Below are 24,565 nucleotides of genomic sequence, written 5' to 3'. Positions count from 1 at the left end.
ATGCATTGCGTGTGTGTTCGTGGGCGCTTAGGCTCCGATTGGGCAGTAAAAGGAGGTCTCCGATGAAGGTGATCCGGGGATTGGTGGCAGCGGTTTTGATTTTGGCAATTGGCGCGGTGGTGCTGATTGTGGCGTTGCCGGGGGAGAAAATTGCCAAGCTGGCGGCGGATCAGGTCAAGGCGGTGACTGGGCGGACGCTGACGTTTGAGGGCAAAGTTGGCATCAGCTGGTATCCGGTGTTGGGGGTGACCACCGAGAAGGTCAGCTTTGGCAATGCGGATTGGTCGGAGCGCGGGCCGATGTTCACGGCGGACAAGGCGGTGATTGGTGTTGATCTGATGGCGGCGATTGGCGGGGACATTCGGGTGAAGAATGTGGAGTTGGTGGCGCCGGATGTGTTGCTGGAGAAAACCGCAGATGGCCGGGTGAACTGGGATTTGAGTGGGGGCGCGGCTGTGGCTGGTGGGCAGACCGCTGGTGCGTCGTCCGGTGGCGAGACTGCGCCAACGTCTGCGCCTGACACGGCTACAGGTTTTGAGAGTTTTGCGCTGGAACGCTTGGTGATCACGAATGCGCAGGTGCGCTATATCGAGCATGGCGGGGCGCGGCAGGAGTTGTCTGGCGTTTCGCTGCAGATGGCCTGGCCTGGAGTGGATCAGGCGGCAGAGGTGACCGTTGAGGCCAGCCCGTTTGGCGCGCCCGTAAAGGTGGATGCCACGATTGCCGCGCCGCTGGAAATGGTCGGCGGTGGCGTTTCTGCGGTCGAACTGGCCATGAAGGCCGGCGGCGGCACAGCGCGTTTTTCTGGACGCGCCGGGATCGCGCCGGAGGCCAGTGGCAAGCTGGATGTGGCGGCAGCAGATGCGGCGGCGTTTTTGGCGGCGCTGGGTACAGGCGGTTTGGAAGGACCACTGGCTGTGCAGGGGGATGTGACCCTGACGCGCGACGGCGTGGTGTCTGTGCGCGGCGGGCAGGTGACGGCGCTGGGCAATGAGCTGTCAGTACAGGCGGACGTGAACCTAAACGGCGTGCGGCCCAAAGTGGCGGCGCAGGTGGCGACACAGACGTTGCGGTTTGTATCGGACGATGGTGAAGGCGGCGGTGCGGCAAATGACGACGTCGCCCCGGTGGGCTGGTCCAAAGCGCACATTGATGCCAGCTCGCTGGGGCTGGTGGACGGCACCATAAGTTTTGCGGCTGAAGCGATGGATTTGAACGGTATCACTTTTGGCAAAACCCGGGCGACGGTGGAGATTGACCGCGCGCGGGCTGTGGCGACGCTCCAGGAGATGGAGGCCTATGAAGGGGCTGTGACCGGAACCTTTGTTGCCAACAACCGCAGTGGGTTCTCCATGCGTGGGGATTTGAAAGTGGCACAGATTGCGTTGCAGCCGTTTTTGGCGGCAACAGCGGATTTGGTTAAGTTCACCGGCAACGCGGATTTTGAGAGCCGGTTTTTGAGTTCAGGCGAGTCACTGGATGCGTTGATGAACAATATGAGCGGTGACGGCAGTGTTGAGATTGGGCGTGGCACGATCGCGGGCATGGATCTGGACAAGCTGCTGCGCGGGGATGTGACCGGTGGCACCACGGTGTTTAACAGCATGGTAGCGAGTTGGGACATTGCCGACGGGGTGCTGACCAACAAGGATCTGTTGATGAGCCTGTCAAAGTTGGCCGCAACGGGCAAAGGCACTGTTGGACTGGGGCTACGCACCATTGATTATGTGTTTTCGCCGCAGTTGCGTGGGCCCGATGGGCCGAGCCTAATTGTGCCGGTGAAAATCACCGGAAGCTGGAGCAATCCTAGTATCGTCCCGGATTTGGAAAAGGCGTTGAAGCATAGCTTTGATAAGGAAATCAAAGCAGTGGAGGACGAAGCGAAGCAGAAACTGGAAAAAGAGCTGGGGCTGGAAAAGCAGGAAGGTCAATCGACTGAAGACGCGGTCAAAGACAAATTGGAGAAAGAGGCGCTGCGTGGATTGCAGAACCTGCTGGGCGGCAATTGAGCGACGCTGAGCAGCGCGCAGCGCCACATCTGAACACGTTGATTTTGCTGACAGCGATGTCGGTTTTGTCCCTGAATATGTTTTTGCCGTCGCTGGCGGCTATCGCCGATGAATTTGGTGTGGACTATGCGGTGGCCAACCTGTCGATGGGCGCGTTTTTGGCCGTGACGGTTGTGTTGCAAGTCATCATCGGGCCCTTGTCGGACCGCTATGGGCGACGGCCTGTAATGTTGGCTGGGATGGTCGTTTTCACAATCGGTTCCATTTGGTGCTTTTGGGCGCAGGACATTGGGGGCTTTCTCTCCGGGCGGATGCTGCAGGCAGCGGGTGTGGTTGGCATTGCGTTGAGCCGAGCTGTAGTGCGCGACATGCATGAGCCAAAAGAAGCGGCCAGCATGTTGGGCTATATTTCGATGGTGATGGCCATCGCCCCCATGACAGGCCCAACCATTGGCGGGTTTCTGCACGAAGCGTTTGGCTGGCGGTCGAACTTTGCGGTTTATGCACTGATTGGAGCGGGGTTGCTTTGGTTGACATGGCGCGACTTGGGAGAGACCAACACCAATCGCGCGGCGACCATGGGGGAACAGTTTGCCACCTATCCCGAGTTGCTGAAGTCGCGTCGGTTTTGGGGGTATGCCATGTGCAGCAGCCTGTCGGTGGGGGCGTTTTATATCTACATCACCGGAATCGTTTTGATTGGGGTGTCGGTTTTTGGCCTACGCCCTACGACAGTCGGCATGACGGTGGGGGCTATTGCGGTTGGGTTTTCCTTGGGCTCGTTTTTGTCTGGGCGGTTGGCAAAACGGCTGCCGCTTTGGCAGTTGATGATTGGCGGGCGGGTTGTGGGGCTATGTGTTGGCTTTGCGATTGTTCTGACGGGTTTTGTGCATCCGGTGACCTATGTGGGGGCTGTGATTTTTGTCGGCATGGGCAACGGGTTAACGCTGCCGTCGACAAACAGCGGCGCCATGTCGGTGCGGCCTAAGCTTGCCGGCAGTGCGTCTGGCCTGTCCGGCGCGATGAGCGTCGCGATGGGGGCCGCCTTGACTAGTTTGACCGGGGCGGTGTTAACGCCGGACAACGGTGCTGTGCTGATGATGGCGATGATGCTGGCCGTGGTGGCAGCTTCTTTGCTGTGCGCGCTGTACGTGCGGTGGCTCGACGTTGTCGAACCACTGGCAGAGGAAGCGGGTTGACGGCGCAGGCTAGCCCATGCCATCACTTGCCCCATGACCAAGAACAACATCTTTTTTGGCACGTATTATACCCTGACCACATAGTGGCGGGGTCTTTGGCATCTTCATCCGCTGCGTTTGACGGGGATGAAGAGACAGAAACCTTCCAAGACAGCTAGTCCCCGCAAACGTGGCCTCACAAACGAGGTCCGCTATGGGACAGACACAACAAATAGACAATCAGACCACCATTGGATTGGTGGGGTTTGGCGGCTTTGGCCGCTTGATTGCACAGGAGCTTTGGGCCGAGTGTCCAATCCGTATCTGTGATCCCAGCTACACGCGGGCCAGCCTGCCGGATGGGCGGCGGGTGCCGATGGAGGGGCTCGCCGAGGTCGCGCAATGTGACATCGTGATCTTGGCGGTGCCGGTGGCGCGGATGGCGCATGTGTGCCGGGTTTTGGCGCCGCATTTGCGACCGGGCACACTGGTATTGGATGTTGGGTCGGTGAAGGTTGCGCCGATGCGCGACATGCGAGAGTTATTGCCGCCACATGTGGAGATCCTGGGCACGCACCCCCTGTTTGGGCCTCAGAGCGCCAAAGACGGCGTGGCGGGGCGCAAGATTGCGCTGTGTCCAGAGCGCGGCGAGCTGTGGCGTAAGGTGGCGGCGTTCCTGAAGGCGCGTGGGCTCGAAGTTATCGTCACAACTGCGGAAGAGCATGATCGGGAACTGGCGATGGTGCAGGGGCTGACCCATTTGATTGGTAAGGTGCTCACGGATTTGGGGCCGCTGCCGGAGCGTATGACCACGGCGAGCTTTGACTTGCTACGTGAGGCGGTGGGCATGGTGCAGGATGACCCACCCACGGTGTTACATGCGATTGAGGTGGCCAATCCTTATGCGGCTGAGGTGCGGGAAGCGTTTTTTGCGCGGGCCAGTGAATTGCAGGCGCAGTTTGCGCCGCAAATGGTGGTAAGCGAGGCAGCGCGATCTGCTTAGAAGGCGCCCAAGAGACTGTAAACAACTGAGGCGCTTGCAGCAGTTGCAACGCCCGCCAGAAAGGATCGGACGTTGACCCGCGCGCGTGCGGGAAGCTTGAGCCGGACCGAAAGGATGATGATGATGCCGCCAACCAAAGCGGTTGCCACAGAAACATAGTGGCCGTGTTTTTCCGTGTATCCGCCAGCGATGGCCCCAAGTAGAACAGACAAAACGAAGAGCCACTTCATCCAACGGGCGAAATACTTGGGATACATGCGGATCAGAAAGCTATTCACACCAAAGAGGTGCAGGCAGAATACCAACGCGGCGACCAAGTACACCAATGCGTTGCTGTGGTTGAGATGCACAATCGTGCCGCCAACCAGTGCGTTGTAGATCGAGAAACCGATGGTGTTGACCACAAGACCTACGCGGGTGGGCCGGGCGGAGCTGCCTTTGAAATCCACAAGATAGTACACCAGAAAACCAAGCATCATATAGAGATACAATCGCTGGGTGATCAGCGGGTGTGCATCCGGAACACGTGTGGACACGGCCACTGTCATGTAACCAATTTTGGGCAACAGATAAAGAAAGGCATAGCCAAGCCCCAAACCGGAGGAGAAGTCCAGAAGCCAGCGCGAAGCGGATGGGCGATGATGATAAAACGGCGCAGACCCCACGTGCACAAGGCCAATCAATGTGAGCGTCACCATTTCAAAAATTGAAAACATACTGGTTTGAGCCCTAAAGGTGGCGGGGTTGGTATCGCTATGGCGGTCTATTGCAGTAGTTTATCGGGGAATTGGCATCAAAAAAAGCCCCGACGCAATCGACGTCGGGGCTAAAATCAATTGGGTTCTACTACCCTTAGCGTTTGCGGTCGCGACGGGCACTCATTGGCTGGAACGCCACGCCAACATGGGCTTCGCAGTATGGTTTACCAGCTTGAACCGGCAGGCCGCAGAACCAGAATTCATCGGTGGCCGGGTCACCCACAGGCCATTTGCAAGTGCGCTCTGTCAACTCCATCAACGACAGCTTCTTGGCGGTCTTTTCAACTTCGTTGACCTTGGCCAAGGCTTCCGGGCTGATTTCATTGGCGGACGGCTGCGGCGGCAGCGGCTGGCCCGCAGGAATGATCTGCTTGCGCAGCGACGTTGCCGTCCGTGGCGCCACAGCAGGCTCGGTTTTGGGTTCCGGCTTGGGCTCCGCTTTGGGCGCTGCTTTGACTTTGGGCGGTGCCTTGGGCTTGGCCGCCGCCTTTGGCTTGGCGTCCGCTTTAGGTTTGGCGTCTGCCTTGGCGCCGCCGGTGGCGCGGTTGGACAGACCCAGACGGTGCACCTTGCCAATCACCGCATTGCGGGTCACCCCGCCCAGTTCCTTGGCAATCTGGCTGGCCGATTGGCCTTCGCCCCACATTTTTTTCAACAGCTCTACGCGCTCGTCGGTCCAGGACATCCGTCACTTCCTCAGCTAAAAAGCGGCCTCAACAAAGGCCGCCTCTGCATTTCTTGGTCAGGCACCTATTCTAATCACCCCAGCCCGAGTTACAAGGCGAAGAATCACTCCGGTGCGCGGCAATTGCCGGACTGGGGAGGTAAAACCACAGCGACTTGGGGAAAATGGCAACGATGGCACAGGATCAGGCAGCAGAAATGGGTGTGCGGCGCTTTGGCCGGGTGAATTGGTTGGGGCTTGGTACGTTGGCCAAACGCGAGGTTCTGAGGTTTCTGGCGGTGTGGACCCAGACCTTGTTGGCGCCGCTGGTCACTGCCGGGTTGTTCCTGTTGATTTTTTCCATCGCCATTGGGCCCAGCCGTGGTGCGGTGATGGGGGTGCCATTCCTGACCTTCCTGATCCCGGGCATCATGATGATGACGGTGATCCAGAACGCCTTTGCCAATACGTCGTCGTCTATTGTGATTACCAAGGTGCAGGGCAATATTGTGGATACGTTGATGCCACCGCTGTCTCCGATGGAGTTGGTGTTGGGCTACCTTGCCGGTGCCGTGGCGCGGGGGCTTTGTGTGGCGGTGGCGATCACTATCGCGTTGGCCTTGGTTTTGGGGCAGGGTGTGGCGCATCCCATCTGGGCCCTGACGTTTGTGTTGTTGGGCGGAGCGATGATGGGGGCTGTGGGTATTGTGGCCGGGATCTTTGCCAATAAATTTGACCAGATGGCGGCGATCACCAATTTTATTGTGACGCCGTTGGCATTCCTCTCGGGTACATTTTATTCCGTGGAAGCACTGCCGGAGAGCTTGCAAAACTTCACGCGCGTGAACCCGATCTTTTACCTGATTGATGGCGCGCGTTACGGCATGATTGGTGTGTCTGATGGTGTGCCACTGCTGGGGTTGGTGGTGGTTGCGTCGGTGACAGCGGTGCTAATTGCGGTGGCCTATGCGATGCTCAAAACAGGCTACCGACTGAAAAGCTGAGCCAGTCTTTTTCTGACACACAATGTCCGGGGAGTTGGTTAGAGCAAGGCAAAGGCGCCACCGCAGAGCTTAGCGCCAGAACGCCATCCATTCGATCAGCTCAAAAAACTTCTTGGCAAACAGGAGGAACACCGCGCTGTCGTTGAACACCACGTCGATCCCAAGCAATGCCACAAGAAACAGAAATAGAAAAATGGCAATTTGATTGGTCATGACGCACTGCGCCCCCGGATGTGTCGTGGTCGGACCAGATATGCCCGACCCCATCCGAGGGCGCAAGTTATTGTGAGTTGTAAGGTGCTTAGATGCGGCCCATCAACCCGGCAACATCAGCCATGCGAGCAGAGAAGCCCCACTCGTTGTCATACCATGCCAGCACACGCACCAGACGCTTGCCCAGCACTTTGGTCTGGTCAGCGGCAAAGGTGGCGCTTTGTGTGGTGTGGTTGAAGTCCACGGAAACCAGCGGCAGGTCGTTGTAGCCCAACACACCTTTCATCTCGCCAGCAGCGGCTTCGGCCATAACGGCGTTTACGTCATCGATGGTCACGTCTTTGGATGCGGTGAAGGTCAGGTCCACAGCGGAGACGTTTGGCGTTGGCACGCGGATCGCGGAGCCATCAAGTTTGCCTTTGAGTTCCGGCAACACTTCACCCAATGCTTTGGCAGCACCGGTGGAGGTTGGGATCATCGACATGCCGGCGGCGCGGGCGCGGTATAGATCACTGTGACGACGGTCCAACGTTGGCTGGTCGCCGGTGTATGCGTGGATCGTGGTCATGATGCCTTCTTCGATGCCAAACGCATTGTTCAGAACTTTGGCCACCGGAGCGAGGCAGTTGGTGGTGCAGGAGCCGTTGGAGATCATGTTGTCGTTGGCTTCGAGCTGTGCGTCGTTCACGCCAAACACGATGGTTTTCTGCACGTTTTTGGCAGGAGCAGAGATCAGCACTTTTTTGGCGCCACGCTCCAGGTGCTTTTTCGCCTTCTCACCGTCATTGAAGTTGCCAGTGCATTCCAGAACAACATCGACGCCGCTCCAGTCCAGCTCGTCCATGTCGTAGGTAGAATACATGCGCATTGGGCCTTGGCCCACATCCATGGTGCCGTTGCCAGCAATCACTTCGTTGCGGAAACGACCATGTACAGAGTCATAGCGGATCAGGTGTGCTGCGGTGTCCAGCGGGCCAGTGGCGTTGATTTTGACAACGCGCACGTCCTCGCGGGCCTCTTCGGCAATGTGCATGAGGGTGGAACGACCAATGCGGCCAAATCCGTTGATACCGACGGTAACAGTCATGAAGAGCTCCTGTCCTGCTCTGAACGGTGGAAATATGGTCTTGGCTATAGACGGGGAGATGTCTTTTAGAAAGGTGAAAACCCGATAAAAATTAGGATGTTAGCGTTAAACTTCGGCGGTGTCGCTATCGGTTCCGCTGCCGGTATCGCTAACGGCTGGAATTTGAGTTGGGAGTAGGGTATTTCTTGCCAGCCTTACTCCAACAGGGCGTGACAAATGCATGATTTGGGGGGGAGGAGAAGACATGGGGAATCATTTAGATGCGAAAAGATAAAGCCATTCAGCGGCAGGATGTTGATTGCGCAGTTGCGCGGGAGCGCGCATCCGGCACTACTGCAAAACGGTTTGCCTTTGCCGCCCTGGCGTGCCTCTACCTGGTCGGTGGAATGTCTGAAAGCCAAGCGCAACAATCCAAAGGCACACTGGAATTTGATGTTCACCGCGACGGCGGTCAGTTACATCTAGGCAGTGCCTACCAACTGCCCAAGAAAGCCGTGTCCTTGAGGGCCGGTGTTCTATACCCGCGGACCGGCGTACCGCGTTTGGACGAGAACCTGACGTTTGGCCGGATTGGGATCGCATGGGGGGTGACCGACCGCTTGGAATTATCAGCAGGCGGCAACGCCCATTTGCACGGGCCAGGTACAGTAACAAACAAGTTTTTCGGTAAAACCACTTTGATGAGTTACTCGGTGGGCGCCAAATATAAGTTGGTTGACCGTCCTCGTTTGAAGATCGGTTTCGCAGGGACGTTGGACCGGTTGAAGTGGGTTGAGCGGGTAGCCAAGAAGATTATTGGCGTCAAGTTTGTTCCGGCAGGTTCGGCGCATATTCCGATCACCTGGTCCGCCTCATCTGACTTGGATCTGCACGTGGCCCCCGGAATATCGGTGATGCCCAGCTATATCGACGCAAAAATTGGTGCGGGGACAATCGTCGGCGCCAATCTCGGGTTTACCTATGTGCCGTCCCCTTTGTTTTCGCTTTACGGGAGTTATAATGTGCCGATCAGCGGAACCAACGCCATTGCCTCAAGCGGGAACTTTGAGAAGGTTGCGATCTGGACGGTTGGCGGTCGGACCAATCTCGGTAAAGGGTGGGCGTTGGATTTGGTTGCGACAAATGGGTTTGGTGGGTCGGCGGCGACGCGCATCGTTTCCTACTTTCCAGGGAGTAACTCCACTGTGGTGGGTGTTGGAGTGACCAAAACTTTTCACTAGCGTCCCCCTACGGTGTAGCGGATTGGCCTCTTGCCAAAGAGCTGGCGTAACTTGCATGGATTTTGGCGCGATCTGCGAGTGGAGTATTTGTATGAGGGTTTATCCTATCCTCAACAACGCAAATGGCGCCAAAGAACGGGAGGCAGCTTATGCAACTGATCGTGGATGGAAAATCCCATGAGGTGGATGTCGAAGAGGACATGCCACTGCTGTGGGTGCTTCGGGACGAACTGGGTATCAAGGGGGTGAAATACGGCTGCGGGGTTGCGGCCTGTGGCGCGTGCACCGTGCATATTGACGGTGTGGCGGTGCGGTCGTGCCAGTCGCCAGTGTCAGATGTGGACGGGGCGGTGACCACCATTGAGGGATTGGGACAGCCAGAGGCGTTGCACGCGGTGCAGGAAGCCTGGGTGGAGCACCAAGTGGCGCAATGTGGCTACTGCCAATCCGGACAGATCATGCAGGCGGCATCACTGCTCACGGAGATCAAGATGCCGTCAGATGCGGAGATTGACGAAGCCATGAGTGGCAACCTGTGCCGCTGTGGCACATATCCACGCATTCGCGCTGCGGTGAAAACCGCGGCCACCAAAATGCAGGAGGCGTAAGGCATGGGCAAGGTTGGAAAAATCGCGCGCCGTACGTTCCTTTTTGGCGCCGTTGCCGTGGCGGGTGGTGTGGCTTTTGGGGTCTACAAAGTGCGCACACCGTTTGAGAATCCGTTGAAAGACGGGCTGGCAGATGGGGCCTCCACGTTTAACCCCTGGGTGGTGATCGATGGTGAGAAAATCACGCTGATCACGCCGCATGGCGACAAAGGGCAGGGTGTCGCGCATGCGCAGGCGGCACTGATTGCCGAGGAACTCGATGTCGAGTTTGGTCAGTTTGAGATCGACTTTGGCAAGCCGGACAAAGCGTATTGGAACCGCGCGCTGGCGGGGGATGGTGCTCCGTTTATGGCGACGGATGAGAGCTTTACAGCTGAGGCGACCCGCAGTTTCATGGGCGGCATGATCAAGCTTTTGGGCATGCAGATCACCGGTGGCTCCACTGCTATGCCGGACAGTTATGAAAAGCTGCGTGAGGCTGGCGCGGTGGCGCGGGAAACGTTGAAACTGGCGGCTTCCAATGTGAGTGGCGTACCGGTCGCACAGCTCAAGACCGCCAATGGCGCGGTGCAGCTGCCAGATGGCACGGAGTTGACCTATACCGCTTTGGCAGGCGAGGCTGCGAAGGTCGAGCCGGTGACAGAGATCACGCTGCGCAAGCCGTCCGAATGGCGCTTGATTGGCAAGCCGATGCAACGGCTTGATATGGTGGCAAAATCCACCGGTACTTTGGACTATGGCATTGACGTCGACATTGACGGCATGGTGCATGCGGCGGTGATGTGTAACCCACGCCAGGGCGGGGCGCTGAATGGCTATGACGCCAGCGCAGCCGAAGGCATGCGCGGCGTGCAGAAAGTTGTGGATGTCAGTGGCGGGGTCGCTGTCGTAGCTGACAACACCTGGCGCGCCATTCAAGCGGTGCAGGCGATTGACTTTGACTGGGGCGCCGCGCCGTATCCTGCTGAGCAGGATGGCCATTGGACCGCGATCGAAGCTTCTTTTACTGAAGAGCAACTCGACAAAGAGTGGCGCAATGAAGGGGATGTGACGGCTGCCATGGCGGGCGGCACAGCGGTGGAGGCGGCATACCGTGTGCCATATGTGGCGCATGCCCCGTTGGAGCCACTCAACGCGACGGTGTTGGTTGAGGATGACAAGGTCACGGTTTGGACCGGGCATCAGATCCCGCGCATGTTGCAGGATCAGGTCGCGAAGGTCACCGGGCATACGTCCGATCAGATTGATCTGGTGAACCACTTTATGGGCGGCAGCTTTGGGCATCGGTTGGAGTTCAAACATATCGAGTTGGCGGCGGAGATCGCCAATCAGATGCGCGGCACGCCGGTTAAGCTCACTTACAGCCGCGAAGAAGACTTTGCGCATGATTTCCCGCGCCACATTGGCATGGCGCGTGGCAGTGGTGCGGTGAAAGACGGTAAAGTCACGGCGATCGATTTGCAGGTGGCCATGCCATCGGTGGTTGGATCTCAAATGGGTCGTGCTGGGATGAATGTGCCGGGGCCGGACATGCAGATTGCGGCCGGGGCCTGGAACAACCCTTATGGGTTGGAGAACTTCCGCATGCGGGCCTATCGCGTGCCGGAATTGGCACCGGTCTCAAGCTGGCGGTCAGTTGGGGCTTCGGCCGGTGGGTTCTTCTTTGACAGCCTGCTGGACGAGCTGATCCATGAGGCGGGGGCCGATCCGTTGGAAGAGCGTATCCGCCTGATGCAGCATGACGTGAGCCGCAAGGTGCTGGAAACCGTTGGCGAGATGTCCAACTGGGGCAGCCCGCTGGGACCAAACCAGGGGCGCGGTGTGGCTTTTGTTGAAAGCTTTGGCGTGCCAACCGCTGAAGTGATTGAGGTCACCAACACTGAGGATGGCATCACCATCGACAAGGTTTGGGTGGCCGCCGACGTGGGTACGGTGATTGATCCGGTGAATTTCGAGAACCTTGTGCAAGGCGGTGTTATTTTTGCGCTGGGCCATGCCATGAACAGCGAGATCACCTATTCGGATGGCATGGCGCAGCAAGCCAACTATTGGGATGCGGAGGGTATGCGCCTGAAGCAATGTCCCGAGATTTTGGTGCGTGGGCTGGAGAATGGCGATCAGGTGCGGGGGATTGGCGAGCCGCCGGTGCCTCCTGCGGCGCCAGCTTTGGCAAACGCGATCTTTGCGGCCACTGGGCAGCGCATTCGCGAATTGCCGCTCTATCACCACATCGATTTTGCCTAGACAAAAAAGGCCCGCTGGAGTGGCGGGCCTTTTGCTTAGCTGGGTTTGAAGATTGGCGGGCGTTTTTCAAAGAACGCGGCGCGGCCTTCTTGGGCGTTGTCACTGCCAAGAAGAAGCGGCTGCAAATCCCGCTCATAATCAATCGCGCGATCCATGCGGCCACTGTCAAACGCCTTGATGGCGCGTAGGGCCTCGGGCCCCAGCGTTTCGACATGTTTGGCCAGTGCAAGTGCTGCTTCCAACGCTTTGCCGTCCTCAACCAACTCGTCCACCATGCCGATGCTTTCAGCCCACTCTGCGCTGACGGGTTTGGCATAGAGCATGATCTGGCGGGCGCGGGATTGGCCGACGCGAGCGGGCAAAGAGGCCAGCAAGCCGTAGTCCGGCATCAGGCCAATTTTGGGGAAGGCGGCCATGAAGCGGGCGGAGTTGCCTGCGATCACGGTGTCACACATCATGGCGACGGCGAGGCCTGCACCCGCGGCCCAACCTTCCACAGCTGCGATCACCGGAACAGAGCCGCCGGTGATCTGGTTCACCATGTGTTTCACGTGTTCAAAATTGATACGTTTGAGACGGGCCGGGGCGTCCATGGCCGCGATGTCGCCACCGGAGGAGAAGTTGCCGCCCGCGCCGGTCAAGATCACGGCGCGGATGGACGCGTCTTCTTCGGCCTGCTCCAGGGCTTTGGAAAGAGCTTCGCGGGTGGCCACGCGGATCGGGTTGAGACGGGCGGGGTCGTTGAGTGTCAGCACCAACGCATTGTCGATGCGTTCTGACAGAAGAGGTTGGTCCGACATGGGGTCTCCTAATGGCCATCTGTTCAGCAAGCTTAGGCGTTGTGGTCACAGGCTCAAGTGGCTGGAGAGAGCTGACACGCGACGTCACCAAATTTTCACCCTTCAGGCGAGTATTGGGCTTGTGCTTCCCTTTGATACATCTTGACTATACGGTCAAATTCATAGGGATGTTAGGGGAGCAAAAAATGACGGAAATCCGAAAAATACTGCACGTCGAAGACGACGCGGACATTCGCGAGATCACCTATTTGGCCTTGGCTGAATTTGGCGGCTTTGAAGTGATGCAATGTGCCAATGGCACAGACGCGATCAAAAATGCCGCAAAGTTTGCACCGGATCTGTTGTTACTGGACGTGATGATGCCAGGGCTGAGCGGATTGGAGACGCTGGCCAAATTGCGAAGGCAAGACGCGTTGGCCGATGTGCCTGCGATTTTCATGACGTCCAAGGATGTTACGTCCAAGCACCATTCTGATATCACGGACTGTGCCGCCGGCGCCATCCAGAAACCATTTGATCCAGTGGCTCTACCAGATCAACTAAGGGCCATTGTCGCTCAGGCTGGCTGAGCGCATTTAGGCAGTTTCAATCACGCTGCCGAGTTCTTCAGTCAGCATGTCAGTGGCAACAAGAATGTCCTGCATCGAGGCGTCACATGGTTCGTGAGCTGTGCCGCGTTCCAAGAGAGCTTCGGCTTTCTCCGCTAGGTGACCCAATTGGTGCAACCCGTAGGTTGCGCAGATACCGGCCAGTTTGTGGGCCGCAAGGTGCAGACCTTCGAGAGCAGGGCGGTCCGCGCCGTGTTCCAGGAGTGTTGCTGTGTACTCTTCGATTTCAGCTTCTCGCTGCGGCAGGCCTGACATGAAGTGGCGGCGCAGGCGATCAAATTTGTCCTGATGGTCATCTGGAAACATGGTTGGCTCCTTTATGGCGCGCTCGCTTGTGGCAATTCGATACTGATGTTGTCTTCGGTGTCACACAGGGGAAAAATGGCGTAAAAACGGGTGCCTTCGCCTAAAGTGCTGTCAAAATCGATTGAAGCACCGTGGTCTTCGATGATCTGACGAGCAATGGAGAGACCGAGGCCCGTGCCCTCAAAATTGCGACAGTCGGAGTTGTCGACCTGGGTGAACTTGCCAAAGATTTGGTGGCGCTCGCCATTTGGAATGCCAACTCCATAGTCACGCACCGCAAGCATTGCGCAGCCGTCTACCAGACGGGCGCTGAGTTCCACATATCCGCCTTCATGAGAGAACTTAACAGCGTTGGACAAAAGGTTGTCCAGCACTTGCATCATGCGCTCATGGTCGGCGCGAATGGTAAGCGGGAAGGGGGGCGGATCGGTGCGCACCACAATTTCATATTGATCCGCATAAGGCGTAATTGACTGAGCGGCGTCGTTGAGCAGTTGGCCGAGATCAACCGGTGCAAAGTGGTAAACCATCTTGCGGGCTTCCATTTTTTGAATGTCGAGCAGGTCGTTGATCAGTTTGCTCAGGCGTTTGCTGTTTTTATAGGCGATGTCGAGCATCCGGTCGGCTTTCTCCGGATCTTTGGACAAGTTGGTTTCACGCATGAGAGTCAGCGAGCCGGTGATTGACGTGAGGGGGGTGCGCAATTCGTGGCTCACCACAGAGACAAACTGCGACTTGATCTCATAGCTTTCACGCGCCTTGTCGCGCTCCGAGCGCAGCTCGTCCATCTGATCCAGTGTGCGCTGGTACATGCGCAAAAAGATGGTGGAACATTCGAGGACAAAATACAGCACAAAAAGGGAGGTTGCGAAGTGTAGCCACAACTTGGACGTGAACGGTGCCCCATGCGCAAGTATGTCTGACGCGGGGATGTAGATGAACAACGCCCCGTAGGTGATCAGACGTAAGGCAAGCACTTGCTTGAGTTGATGATTGTTCACCGCCGCAAAAAGGCCTGCGGCAAACAGGAAAAACAGCGAGGTGAAGTGTTCACCCGGGCCTTCCAATCGGGCCAACAAAAGAGTGAACGTCGCAATGGAAACCGCTGATATTGCATTTGAAGTAAAGAGCAGTTTCAGCAGCCTGTGGCTGTGCCGCAACGAATGATCGGTGCGGTTGATAACCCTGTGACAGACAATGCTGTCAAAGATGTCGCCCACTTGAATGAGGAGATAACACAGCGCGGCCAGCGGCCAGGAAAAGTAAAAGCCACACAGAAAACCGGCACCGGCGTAAATGCCTTGGCGTTGCCAAAACAACGCGGCCCCGCCGCTGGCAAAATCATGCATTTGTTGCTTAAGGCGTCGGGAGTGTTCCACCGGCGGTTGGCGGCGGGGGAACACCACCCGAAAACGACGGGCGATACGGCGCAGTATCGGCGTGTCTGACCGGGAGCGGTTCGTTTGTTCAATGTGCATTCTGCGACATCCGGACGTATTCGGTTTGCGCACCAATGGCAGCTGGTGCTGTTGTGTTTAAGAAAGCAGCAGAATGTGGCTCAAAAATGGTCGGGTTTCGGCAGGAAAACGATTTTCCTAGCTGGGACGGGCATTTGTGTCGGGTTGGAACACACGCCCATCATGTTCAAGTTTGCCGCTGGCTTCGCTGCGCACAAAATCCAGCAGCTCAAACGTGGTGTCGATGTGACCACGCGTGTGTGGCACATACCCGGTTTGGTCAAAAGTACCCGTCGCCTCAATCACGTCGCCTGGTGACACAGTGTCGCGGAACCGGGCAATCAGGTCCTTATTTGTCACAGTAAAGCAGACCCGCTGGGGATAGCGAAATCCCGGCGCCTCAGCATCGGTTGCAGCCCTGGCCGAGATATCAATCAAAAGCCGAGGCTCTGGTTCTGACAGAAGCAAGGTGTGGGCGATTTCACCTTTAACGTGAAAATTTAGGAAGTATGGCTGCATCTCAATCCCTGGTGTCCTTCAAGCGTGACGCGTGACAGTTCTGTGCAAGCCTGGCGTCACAAGGTGGCATTTTGGTGTTTGGGGCTGGGAATTTTCGCGAAGCTATTCGTTAACGACTCCCGCCGTTAATAAAGGTTTCGCCTTAATTGGTTGATAGAGAGTAAATTTTTCGCATAACATTCATTTAAAAGTGTAAAAACTGTGTTCTAGGAGCGGAAACAATCGACAAAATCTGAAAGGTAAACATTTTTTGTAGAGTTTAGCTAAAAATTGTGTCTCAATCGATTTAAGCGTGAATTTGGATCTAAGAGCTGGTGCGCGGCTAGGTTGTGTCGGTGAAGGCGCTTGGGGTCCAGGTATGGTTTTCCGGTTGATGTAAAATGGTTCGTGGGAGCCTGCATTGTGGGCAGGTGGCCTTGGCTTCCTGTGCGTGTTTTGTGTGGTGAAGAGTAATTTGGTGTGTATCCGGCGCGGGCCAGAATGGCCGTGTCACTGTGTGAGTGAGTTCATTTGGTACCTGGGGCAATGAGTATCCGGAGAAATTGGGGAAATGCTGACGACTACTCTATCATTCGAGAACATGCACAAGCATGGCGAATTGATGGTCAATCTGCTGAGGGCGCGTAAACAGTCCTTCATAGTGCAGAACAACTGGGACCTGCCCGAAGTGGCAGGCATGGAGTACGACCAATACGACACACCCGCGTCCAGCTGGATTGCGGTTCATCAAGGAGAGCGTGTCCTGGCGGGGGTGCGGCTGACGCCAACCACCGCGCGGTGCGGCATGTATTCTTATATGATTCGAGATGCGCAAAAGGGCATGCTCGAGTCGATTCCAACCACTCTGCTGTATGACGAAGCGCCAATCGATCCAAATATTCTGGATGCGAGCCGTGTTTTTGTGGCGCGGGATGTGCCCGCAGAGGACCGCACCGAAGTGCAAACGCGGCTGATGAAAAAGTTGATCGACACTGCCCGAGAGATGGAGACCAAACAAGTGCTTGGTCTGGTGCCGGCAATTTGGCCTCGGTGGATACGCCGGTTGGGTCTGTTTGCAGAGGCTGCAGGTCCGGTGATGCTGGTTGATGGCGCGCCCGTCCAGGTCGCGCGTATGGATTTGTCACGCACGCACCACTAGCGTGCGCCTGACGTTAGCCAAATGTCGCGGCCGATTGGGGTGTTTGGCTGTCTTCATGCAGGGCGTCGTGCAGAAGCGATTCATACGCGCGGCGCTCCTGTTCTGTCTGAAACCCGCTTGCGGGATGCTGGCGCATGGTTTTGCGCAGATCGGTACCACTGCTGCGTGGGGCTTGTGCGCGAGTGTGCACATTTGTGACGGCTTTTTGCAGCGCATGCAGGGCACCACCACGAGTGAGAGTGCGCAGCTCCACAGCTTCCCCAAAGCAAACTGCATTTTGCAGCCCGTCAATGTGCGTTGAGGGAACATAGTCGAGGCGGCTGTTCAATTCAGCTTCCAAACGGGCGCCGGAGTAACCTGCGCTGCGGGGCAGGGTTCCGACAAATACACCAGCACCCTTGTAGGTGACTTGCGTGTCGGTGTGCGCCATCACCGACAGCAATTCACTGCCGATGTCGGTCAGCATGTGCCGGAAGGCAACCGCAGAGAGTGTCTTGTACGCACTTTCGATGGTGCTGATTTTAACACCGAATGCGCGCGTGCGCATGCGCTGCCGGCGCGGCATGGCCAAAACATGTGCGTCAAAAGCCATACATCCAATAAGCTGCGTCACGCCAGTGAGTTCGATGGGTTCACCCAGGCTGTGGGCCGTGTTGAAGATCAGGTCTCTTTTAAGGGACGCCATCTCGGACACGGTGCTGATCAGTTCCTTGTGCTCCACAATCTGACGTTCTGCGATTGAAATTCGGGTGAACAGCTCCAGGAAATCAAACGGTTTGGTGACGTAGTCGGTTGCCCCCGCCTCAAATGCCGCATCGACGTATTTCTTTTGTGACATGGCTGTCAGCATCAGAATGGGCGTTCGAGTGTAAGGCTTGGTTTTGCGAATTTTTTTGGCCAGTGTGATGCCGTCCATAATTGGCATTTGGACGTCCAGAAGGAAGCAATCAAATGGGATTTTGGCTTTCGCGATTGTGCGGATTGCCTCGGGGCCAGAGGTCACAGTGACAATGGTGTGCTCAGTTTTGGTTGCAACCGCTTCGGACAGCAGTTCGCAGATGTGTTCATCGTCATCAACGGCCAAAATTTTCATTGTCCCAGCCCTTTCTGGCGCTGTTTCTATGTCCTCAACCAACCTAGCTCTGTCACACACTATGCCGACACTTTGCGCCGGTCTTACGTGGACCAGTATGTTGGGAGATTGCGGTGAGAAAGGGGCGACAATGGTCTGCCAAGGGGAAAAATTAAGATATTGTTAACCTAAGTTATTAAGGCCAAAACCAGCCATGGCGTTGGGAATGCGGCGAGAATTCGGCGTGGGTACGTCGAGATCACCCTTAAGGAGAGTGCTTGAGCCCATCCGCGCCTAGGCAATTGTCAGACAAACTTTCGGAAGATTTTGGTTTGGTCAAACATGTCTTCAAGCGCATGCATGCGGCTTTCGGTTTGGTCCCAGCGCGCTTCTTGCACGGCGGCAATCAGAGTTTCCGACAACAGCATCATGGCCACAGTGGAATCCCATGCTGACGGGGCTTCAATCCGACATTTAAGAGAGACGTCGGCATACTGGCTGATGGGACTTTGCCATTGATCGGTGATCAAGGCGATTTTTGCACCACGTCGTTTGGCGATTTCTGCAAGCCGCAGCGTGGAGTTTTCATAGCGGCGGATGTCATAGATCAGCACCACATCGCCTTCGCAGATATCCAGCAAGTCGTGCGGCCAGGCATTTGACGTGGAGCGGATGTGACGTACGCGGGCCCGGATGACCTGCATGTGCAGGTGCAAATATTCGCTGAGCGCGTGGGTGATCCGGCCGCCGGTGATATAGAGCGCGCGGTTTTCATCCGCCAAAAGGCCGGTGAGGGCGTCAAATTGAGCGGGGTCGATGTTGGCCAGGGTTTGGCGGATATTGCTCATCACCGCATCGGTAAAGCGGTTGAGAATATGCGCTTCTGGAGCGCTTTGTGCCCAGCTTTCATGCTTGGCAATTGGATTGGAGAAGCGCGCCTCAACCTCTTGGCGCAGTGCCTCCTGAAACTCGGGGAAGCCTGAGTACCCCAGCTTTTGCACCATGCGGGCCACGGTTGGCGTCGAAACCGATGCTTTCTCCGCGAGTCGGGTGATCGAGCCCATGCCGGACATGGGGTAGTTCTCCAAAATCACCCCAGCGAGCTGACGCTCGGCGCGGGTCAAACTGTCATAAATTTTGTTTATGGTTTCCTGTGCGGTGTCTTTCACGGAGGGCTCACTTACTAACTGCTACAAATGTAAGCATAGTTTCAAAGCAATCGTCTGAGAAGAAAAATTTTCAGAATAATTATTGACAGGACGGGTGACTCTGAAGAAGTTTGTTCACAAATGCAAAATGGCACGACAGGGACAACATGACTCTAGACGATTCAGAGGCAGTGGTGATTGAGGGCGCAGTGGCGCCCTGTGATATCCTGTTTGTATGCGAACATGCGTCCAGCAATTTTCCGACAGAGTTTGGAGAGCTGGGCCTTACAGAAGAGGTGCGTCGCAGTCATGTGGCCTGGGATCCAGGTGCGCTGACTCTCACACGCGCGCTGGCCAAACGGTTTGATTGTACACTTGTGGCAGGCGGCGTGTCGCGCCTGCTGTATGACTGCAACCGACCACCAGAGGCGCAGGATGCCGTACCAGCCAAAAGTGAAGTGTTTGATATTCCCGGCAATGTGGATTTGTCCGCTACAGATCGTCAGGCCCGCGTGTCACAGATCTATCAGCCGTTCAAAGAGGCGGTGCAGCAAGTGATTGAGGTGGTGCACCCCAAAGCGATTGTGACTGTGCACTCGTTTACGCCTGTGTATCACGGCCAACAGCGCGCGGTAGAGGTTGGCATTCTGCATGATCGAGATACGCGGCTGGCGGATAAGATGTTGCGTGCCATGGCTGATGGCCCGTTCAACACGCGCCGCAATGATCCATATGGTCCCGAGCACGGTGTGACTCATTCCTTGAGAGCCTATGCTCTGCCCAACAAGCTGCCCAACGTGATGTTGGAAGTGCGCAACGACTTGCTCGCGGATAATGCCAAGGCCGCAGCAGTCACGGGTGCGCTAGAGGCAGCGATTGCTCAAGGTATGGCGGAGCTGCGCCAAGCCGGGGAGATTGCGTGATGCCAAATATCATTCGCTACTACATCCACGGGGTGGACTGGTTTAATCGCAAGGTCGGGCGGTTTGTCATGTATGGCATCTTTGTCATGATGGGCATCCTGCTGTGGTCGTCTTTCTCCAAGACCTTCCTGACGCCGTCAATGTGGACGCTGGAAATGGCGCAGTTTGCCATGGTGGCCTACTACGTGCTTGGCGGGCCGTATTCTGTGCAGATGGGCTCCAACGTGCGCATGGACCTGTTTTACGGCGAGTGGACTTTGCGCCAACGCGCCATTGTCGACGCGATGACGGTATTCTTCTTGGGATTTTACTTGGTGATCCTGATCCATGGCGCCGTCGGTTCGAGCGCGTACTCGTTGGGGCATTTTGGCGTGGAGCCATACACCTTCTACAAAGATCTTGTGATGGCCTACATCACCGGCGGCAAAGAGGCCGCAAGCGAGATCATTGGATACATCGAGCGCAGCCCTACGGCCTGGCGCCCCGTTCTTTGGCCTATCAAACTCATCATGGTTTTTGGCTTTATTCTTATGCTCTTGCAGGCGATTTCTGAGCTTCTCAAAGATATCGCGCGCATCCGCGGAGTGGACTACTAATGTCTTACGAAATGATCGCCATTCTGATGTTCTCGACCATGATGCTGATGCTCATGACCGGGCAGCGTGTCTTTGGAGCCATCGGCTTTGTTGGGGTTCTGGCAGCGGTGCTGCTGTGGGGCACAGGGGGCTCCGATATTGGCTTCTCGGCTGCGATGAAGCTGATGAAATGGTATCCGCTGCTGACGCTGCCGATGTTCATTTTTATGGGCTACGTGCTCAGCGAGTCCAAAATTGCCGACGACCTTTACAAGATGTTCCACGTCTGGATGGGGCCTGTGCAAGGTGGTTTGGCCATTGGCACCATTCTGTTGATGGTGCTGGTGTCGGCGATGAACGGTCTGAGTGTGGCTGGCATGGCAATTGGCGCCACGATTGCGCTGCCGGAGCTGCTCAAACGCGGTTACGACAAACGCATGGTCACGGGGGTTATTCAGGCGGGATCAAGTTTGGGTATTCTGGTGCCGCCGTCGGTTGTGCTGGTGCTTTACGCGATGATTGCACGCCAGCCAGTGGGGCAGCTGTGGCTTGCCGGGGTGTTTCCGGGGCTGATGATGGCCGCGATGTTCATCCTCTATGTGGTGATCCGCTGTCGTATACAGCCGGAACTAGGCCCGGCGTTGCCGGAAGCCGACCGCAATATCACCCGCGCTGAAAAGATGCGTCTGTTGCGCGCCGGCCTGCTGCCAATTGTGATTTTTGCCACCATGATGATCCCGTTTGTGAATGGCTGGACCTCGCTGGTGGAGAGCTCTGCGATTGGCGCCATCACCGCTTTTGTGGCAGCTGTGCTCAAAGGGCGCATGAACCGGACTGTGTTTGAGAACTCGGTGCGCAGCACGCTTGGCATATCCTGCATGTTCATGTGGATTATTTTGGCGGCGCTTGGGTTTGGCGCGGTGTTTGATGGGCTGGGCGCGGTGAAAGCCATCGACAATCTGTTCACCGATCAGTTGGGGCTGGACCCGTGGATGATCCTGATCCTGATGCAATTGAGCTTTATCATCATGGGCACCTTTCTGGATGACACCGCCATGCTGGTGATTGTGGCGCCGCTTTATGTGCCGCTGGTGCAGGTTCTGGGCTTTGATCTGATTTGGTATGGTGTGCTCTACACGATCACCACACAGATCGCCTATATGACACCGCCGTTTGGCTACAACCTGTTCCTCATGCGAGCCATGGCGCCCAAAGAGATCACGCTAAAAGACATCTATCGCAGCATCGTGCCTTTTGTTGGGGTGATGTTTGTGGCCCTCGCGTTGGTCATGATCTTCCCGCAGATCGCACTGTGGCTGCCAAACTATGTTTACGGAAAATAAAAACACTAAAGAGCGCCGCAACAACGGGGCCACACGCAACAAGGAGAGTAAGAGATGACAACTAGACGTAAGTTTCTTCAGACCGCTGGTGTTGGGGCAATGGCCGCACCATTGGCGACACCGGCGCTGGCATCCAGCACCATCAAGTGGCGTATGCAGACCTATGCAGGTCCATCATTGGCCGCACATGTGATTGATCCAGCGATCAAAATGTTCAACAAAATTGCGGGCGACCGCATGCAGATTGAACTGTTTTATGCTGATCAGCTGGTCCCAACTGGTGAGCTGTTCCGTGCCATGCAAAAGGGCACAATTGATGCGGTGCAGTCCGATGATGACTCCATGGCGTCCCCAACCGAAGTCACCGTGTTTGGCGGCTACTTCCCGTTTGGCTCACGGTACAGCCTCGACGTGCCTGTGCTGTTCAACCAGTACGGCCTGAACGAGATTTGGGACGAAGAGTACTCCAAGGTTGGCGTGAAGCACATCAGCGCAGGCTCTTGGGATCCGTGCCACTTTGCCACAAAAGACCCAATCAACTCGCTGGCCGACCTTAAAGGCAAGCGTGTGTTCACGTTCCCAACTGCTGGCCGCTTCCTGAGTCAGTTTGGCGTGGTGCCAGTGACCCTACCATGGGAAGACATCGAAGTGGCGGTACAGACTGGCGAGCTGGACGGCATCGCATGGTCCGGCATCACCGAAGACTACACTGTGGGTTGGGCTGACGTGACCAACTACTTCCTGACCAACAACATCTCCGGCGCATGGGCGGGCAGCTTCTTTGCCAACCAAGGCCGTTGGAATGAGTTGCCAGAAGATCTGCAAACCCTGTTCCGCGTGTGCTGTGACCAGTCGCACTACTACCGTCAGTGGTGGTATTGGGGTGGCGAAGCCAACCTGCGTGTGAATGGCGACAAGATGCAGCTGACCACGATCCCTGATGATGAATGGGCAACCGTGGAAACTGCGGCTGTGAAGTTCTGGGATGAGATTGCAGCTGAGAGCCCAACCAAGGCCAAGGTTGTTGAGATCTTCAAAAAGTACAACGCGGACATGCAGGCGGCTGGCCGTCCGTACCGCTAAGGCTTAGATCTCCTAATTATGAGAAATTCGAAGCCCCGGTTTGATCGCTGGGGCTTCGGTGACACCAAAAGAAAGTGCATCAGATGTCGGGCAATTTGACCCTAGAAGAGTTGGGCGCGCTGAGCGCCAGCGGCGAAATTGACACCGTTTTGGCCTGCATTGTGGATATGCAAGGCCGCTTGATGGGCAAGCGTTTTTTGGCGCAGCATTTTGTCGACAGCGCCTGGGAAGAGACCCATTGCTGCAACTATTTGCTGGCCACCGATCTGGAGATGCACACGGTAGAAGGCTATGCTTCCACCAGCTGGTCTGCCGGATATGGCGACTATCTGATGAAGCCGGACCTCACCACGCTGCGCAAAGCGGCTTGGTTGGAAGGCACGGCACTTGTGATCTGTGATGTGATGGATCACCACGGACACCATGACATTGCGCATTCCCCGCGGGGCATGTTGAAGAAGCAGATTGCGCGGTTGGCGGAGATGGGCTTTGAAGCTGTGTCTGCGACCGAACTTGAATTCTTTATCTTTGAGCAGAGCTTTGATGAACTGGCCAAGAGCGGTTACCGCGACTTGACCCCGATCAGCCGCTATAATGAAGATTATCACATCCTGCAGACCACCAAAGAAGAGGGTGTGATGCGCACAATGCGCAACACGCTTTATGCATCAGGCATTCCGATTGAAGGCTCCAAAGGCGAGGCTGAAACTGGGCAGGAAGAGCTTAACATCCGCTATGGCAGCGCGATGGATGCGGCGGAAAATCACACCGTGGCCAAACATGCTGCCAAGGAAATTGGCTGGCAGCAGGGGCACGCGGTGTCGTTCTTGCCCAAGTGGCGTCACGACAAGGTTGGCTCGGCAAGCCACGTGCATCAATCGCTCTGGACCAAAGACGGCGTTCCAGCGTTTTACGATCCAGAGGCAGAGCTGGGCATGTCTGAGTTGGCTCGGCACTACCTCGGCGGGTTGCTGAAATACGCAGACGACATCACCGTTTTCCTAGCACCTTATGTGAACAGCTATAAACGCTTCCAAAAAGGCAGCTTTGCGCCCACTGCCAAAGTATGGTCGGTGGACAATCGTACGGCGGCGTTCCGTCTGTGTGGTGATGGCAGCAAGGCGGTACGGGTTGAATGCCGGGTGCCCGGGGCAGACATGAACCCCTATCTTGCGATTGCGGCGATGTTGGCTGCGGGTATCAAGGGCATTGAAGAAAAATGTGATCCGGGTGCGCCACTGACTGGGGATGCCTATGAAAACAGCAACGAAGAGATCCCGACCACGTTGAAAGGTGCCACGGAAGCCCTACGTGGGTCCAAGATGCTGCGCGACGCCATGGGGGACGATGTGATTGACCACTATGTGCGCATGGCAGAATGGGAGCAGGAAGCCTTTGAGGCGGTTGTGACCGATTGGGAAATTGCCCGCGGATTTGAGCGGGCCTAAGACCGGCGCGCGGGGTACGCCCCTCGCACCACCGGCAGGCTAGTGAACTAAGAAAAGCGGGGCCGCGTGCCCCCTCTGGATGGAGTGTTGCCATGAGCGGCATGTTGACGTGTATTTCTCCGATCGACGGATCGGTCTTTGCGGAACGCCCGGTGCT

At 56.5% G+C, this 24,565-nt stretch carries 24 protein-coding genes; 14 read left to right on the top strand and 10 right to left on the bottom strand.

The window, feature by feature from the left end:
• The first annotated feature begins 62 nt into the window (after window positions 1-62).
• The 3 genes from QZ517_RS07340 (at window position 63) to QZ517_RS07330 (ending at window position 4,190) form a co-directional block, all read left to right on the top strand.
• The gene (locus QZ517_RS07340) at window positions 63-2,009 is read left to right on the top strand and encodes an AsmA family protein (protein ID WP_294224412.1); all 1,947 of its coding nucleotides are present in this window, start codon (window positions 63-65) and stop codon (window positions 2,007-2,009) included.
• On the top strand, window positions 2,006-3,208 hold the full coding sequence (locus QZ517_RS07335; RefSeq protein ID WP_294224408.1) for a multidrug effflux MFS transporter: 1,203 nt from the start codon (window positions 2,006-2,008) through the stop codon (window positions 3,206-3,208). Before QZ517_RS07340 ends, QZ517_RS07335 begins: the two co-directional genes overlap by 4 nt.
• Window positions 3,209-3,401: 193 nt before the next feature.
• Window positions 3,402-4,190: a prephenate dehydrogenase gene (locus tag QZ517_RS07330; protein ID WP_294224405.1), complete on the top strand. Its 789-nt coding sequence runs from the start codon at window positions 3,402-3,404 to the stop codon at window positions 4,188-4,190.
• Here the strand turns inward: QZ517_RS07330 and QZ517_RS07325 are convergent.
• The gene (locus QZ517_RS07325; RefSeq protein WP_294224402.1) at window positions 4,187-4,906 is read right to left on the bottom strand and encodes a hypothetical protein; all 720 of its coding nucleotides are present in this window, start codon (window positions 4,904-4,906) and stop codon (window positions 4,187-4,189) included. The genes QZ517_RS07330 and QZ517_RS07325 overlap by 4 nt on opposite strands.
• 136 nt (window positions 4,907-5,042) lie before the next feature.
• Complete coding sequence (locus QZ517_RS07320) at window positions 5,043-5,633, bottom strand: GcrA family cell cycle regulator (protein ID WP_294224399.1); 591 nt, start codon at window positions 5,631-5,633, stop codon at window positions 5,043-5,045.
• Window positions 5,634-5,806: 173 nt separating this feature from the next.
• On the opposite strand from QZ517_RS07320, the gene QZ517_RS07315 reads away from it, so the two are divergent.
• Entirely contained in the window at window positions 5,807-6,616 is an 810-nt protein-coding gene (locus tag QZ517_RS07315) for an ABC transporter permease (RefSeq protein ID WP_294224396.1), read from the top strand.
• Between the two features lie 69 nt (window positions 6,617-6,685).
• On the opposite strand, the gene QZ517_RS07310 is transcribed toward QZ517_RS07315, so the two are convergent.
• Window positions 6,686-6,829 carry a hypothetical protein gene (locus QZ517_RS07310; RefSeq protein WP_294224393.1) on the bottom strand — a complete coding sequence of 48 codons (144 nt, stop codon included), beginning with the start codon at window positions 6,827-6,829 and terminating at the stop codon, window positions 6,686-6,688.
• 88 nt (window positions 6,830-6,917) lie between these two features.
• The gene (gene gap / locus QZ517_RS07305; RefSeq protein ID WP_283425419.1) at window positions 6,918-7,916 is read right to left on the bottom strand and encodes a type I glyceraldehyde-3-phosphate dehydrogenase; all 999 of its coding nucleotides are present in this window, start codon (window positions 7,914-7,916) and stop codon (window positions 6,918-6,920) included.
• A gap of 260 nt (window positions 7,917-8,176) precedes the next feature.
• Here gap and QZ517_RS07300 point away from each other — a divergent pair, with 260 nt between their 5' ends.
• From QZ517_RS07300 to QZ517_RS07290, 3 genes are all read left to right on the top strand, one after another.
• Window positions 8,177-9,136 carry a hypothetical protein gene (locus tag QZ517_RS07300; RefSeq protein ID WP_294224390.1) on the top strand — a complete coding sequence of 320 codons (960 nt, stop codon included), beginning with the start codon at window positions 8,177-8,179 and terminating at the stop codon, window positions 9,134-9,136.
• A gap of 149 nt (window positions 9,137-9,285) precedes the next feature.
• A complete protein-coding gene (locus QZ517_RS07295; protein ID WP_294224387.1) occupies window positions 9,286-9,744 on the top strand; it encodes a (2Fe-2S)-binding protein in 459 nt (152 codons plus the stop codon).
• A 3-nt stretch (window positions 9,745-9,747) separates the two neighbouring features.
• A complete protein-coding gene (locus QZ517_RS07290; protein WP_294224383.1) occupies window positions 9,748-11,988 on the top strand; it encodes a molybdopterin cofactor-binding domain-containing protein in 2,241 nt (746 codons plus the stop codon).
• 35 nt (window positions 11,989-12,023) lie between these two features.
• On the opposite strand, the gene QZ517_RS07285 is transcribed toward QZ517_RS07290, so the two are convergent.
• Entirely contained in the window at window positions 12,024-12,788 is a 765-nt protein-coding gene (locus QZ517_RS07285; RefSeq protein WP_294224379.1) for an enoyl-CoA hydratase-related protein, read from the bottom strand.
• A 185-nt stretch (window positions 12,789-12,973) separates the two neighbouring features.
• On the opposite strand from QZ517_RS07285, the gene QZ517_RS07280 reads away from it, so the two are divergent.
• Entirely contained in the window at window positions 12,974-13,357 is a 384-nt protein-coding gene (locus QZ517_RS07280; protein WP_294224376.1) for a response regulator, read from the top strand.
• 6 nt (window positions 13,358-13,363) lie between these two features.
• Here QZ517_RS07280 and QZ517_RS07275 read toward each other — a convergent pair whose 3' ends face one another.
• The 3 genes from QZ517_RS07275 to QZ517_RS07265 all read right to left on the bottom strand — a co-directional run bounded on the left by QZ517_RS07275 (window position 13,364) and on the right by QZ517_RS07265 (window position 15,519).
• Window positions 13,364-13,702, bottom strand: a complete 339-nt coding sequence (locus tag QZ517_RS07275; protein WP_294224373.1) for an Hpt domain-containing protein — start codon at window positions 13,700-13,702, stop codon at window positions 13,364-13,366.
• Window positions 13,703-13,713: 11 nt separating this feature from the next.
• Entirely contained in the window at window positions 13,714-15,180 is a 1,467-nt protein-coding gene (locus tag QZ517_RS07270; RefSeq protein ID WP_294224370.1) for a HAMP domain-containing sensor histidine kinase, read from the bottom strand.
• Between the two features lie 117 nt (window positions 15,181-15,297).
• Window positions 15,298-15,519, bottom strand: coding sequence for a hypothetical protein (locus QZ517_RS07265; RefSeq protein WP_294224367.1), 222 nt, complete (start codon window positions 15,517-15,519; stop codon window positions 15,298-15,300).
• A 709-nt stretch (window positions 15,520-16,228) separates the two neighbouring features.
• Here QZ517_RS07265 and QZ517_RS07260 point away from each other — a divergent pair.
• The gene (locus QZ517_RS07260) at window positions 16,229-16,816 is read left to right on the top strand and encodes an acyl-homoserine-lactone synthase (RefSeq protein WP_294224365.1); all 588 of its coding nucleotides are present in this window, start codon (window positions 16,229-16,231) and stop codon (window positions 16,814-16,816) included.
• A gap of 13 nt (window positions 16,817-16,829) precedes the next feature.
• Here QZ517_RS07260 and QZ517_RS07255 read toward each other — a convergent pair whose 3' ends face one another.
• The gene (locus tag QZ517_RS07255; RefSeq protein ID WP_294224363.1) at window positions 16,830-17,909 is read right to left on the bottom strand and encodes a response regulator; all 1,080 of its coding nucleotides are present in this window, start codon (window positions 17,907-17,909) and stop codon (window positions 16,830-16,832) included.
• A gap of 284 nt (window positions 17,910-18,193) precedes the next feature.
• Window positions 18,194-19,057, bottom strand: a complete 864-nt coding sequence (locus QZ517_RS07250; RefSeq protein ID WP_294224359.1) for a MurR/RpiR family transcriptional regulator — start codon at window positions 19,055-19,057, stop codon at window positions 18,194-18,196.
• 146 nt (window positions 19,058-19,203) lie between these two features.
• On the opposite strand from QZ517_RS07250, the gene QZ517_RS07245 reads away from it, so the two are divergent.
• The 5 genes from QZ517_RS07245 to QZ517_RS07225 all read left to right on the top strand — a co-directional run bounded on the left by QZ517_RS07245 (window position 19,204) and on the right by QZ517_RS07225 (window position 24,408).
• On the top strand, window positions 19,204-19,959 hold the full coding sequence (locus QZ517_RS07245) for an N-formylglutamate amidohydrolase (protein WP_294224356.1): 756 nt from the start codon (window positions 19,204-19,206) through the stop codon (window positions 19,957-19,959).
• Window positions 19,959-20,555 carry a TRAP transporter small permease subunit gene (locus QZ517_RS07240; protein WP_294224353.1) on the top strand — a complete coding sequence of 199 codons (597 nt, stop codon included), beginning with the start codon at window positions 19,959-19,961 and terminating at the stop codon, window positions 20,553-20,555. Before QZ517_RS07245 ends, QZ517_RS07240 begins: the two co-directional genes overlap by 1 nt.
• Window positions 20,555-21,877 (top strand): TRAP transporter large permease subunit, encoded by a 1,323-nt coding sequence (locus tag QZ517_RS07235; RefSeq protein ID WP_294224350.1) that lies wholly within the window; start codon window positions 20,555-20,557, stop codon window positions 21,875-21,877. The genes QZ517_RS07240 and QZ517_RS07235 overlap by 1 nt, the downstream gene beginning before the upstream one ends.
• A 54-nt stretch (window positions 21,878-21,931) precedes the next feature.
• Complete coding sequence (locus QZ517_RS07230; protein ID WP_294224346.1) at window positions 21,932-22,960, top strand: TRAP transporter substrate-binding protein; 1,029 nt, start codon at window positions 21,932-21,934, stop codon at window positions 22,958-22,960.
• 83 nt (window positions 22,961-23,043) lie between these two features.
• Window positions 23,044-24,408, top strand: a complete 1,365-nt coding sequence (locus QZ517_RS07225) for a glutamine synthetase family protein (protein WP_283425403.1) — start codon at window positions 23,044-23,046, stop codon at window positions 24,406-24,408.
• The last annotated feature ends 157 nt before the right edge of the window (window positions 24,409-24,565 follow it).

The sequence above is a fragment of the uncultured Shimia sp. genome (assembly GCF_913054185.1).
Lineage (GTDB): Bacteria > Pseudomonadota > Alphaproteobacteria > Rhodobacterales > Rhodobacteraceae > Shimia.
Note: the sequence above shows the minus strand (reverse complement) of the source record. Positions and strands in the feature narration are given on the sequence as shown.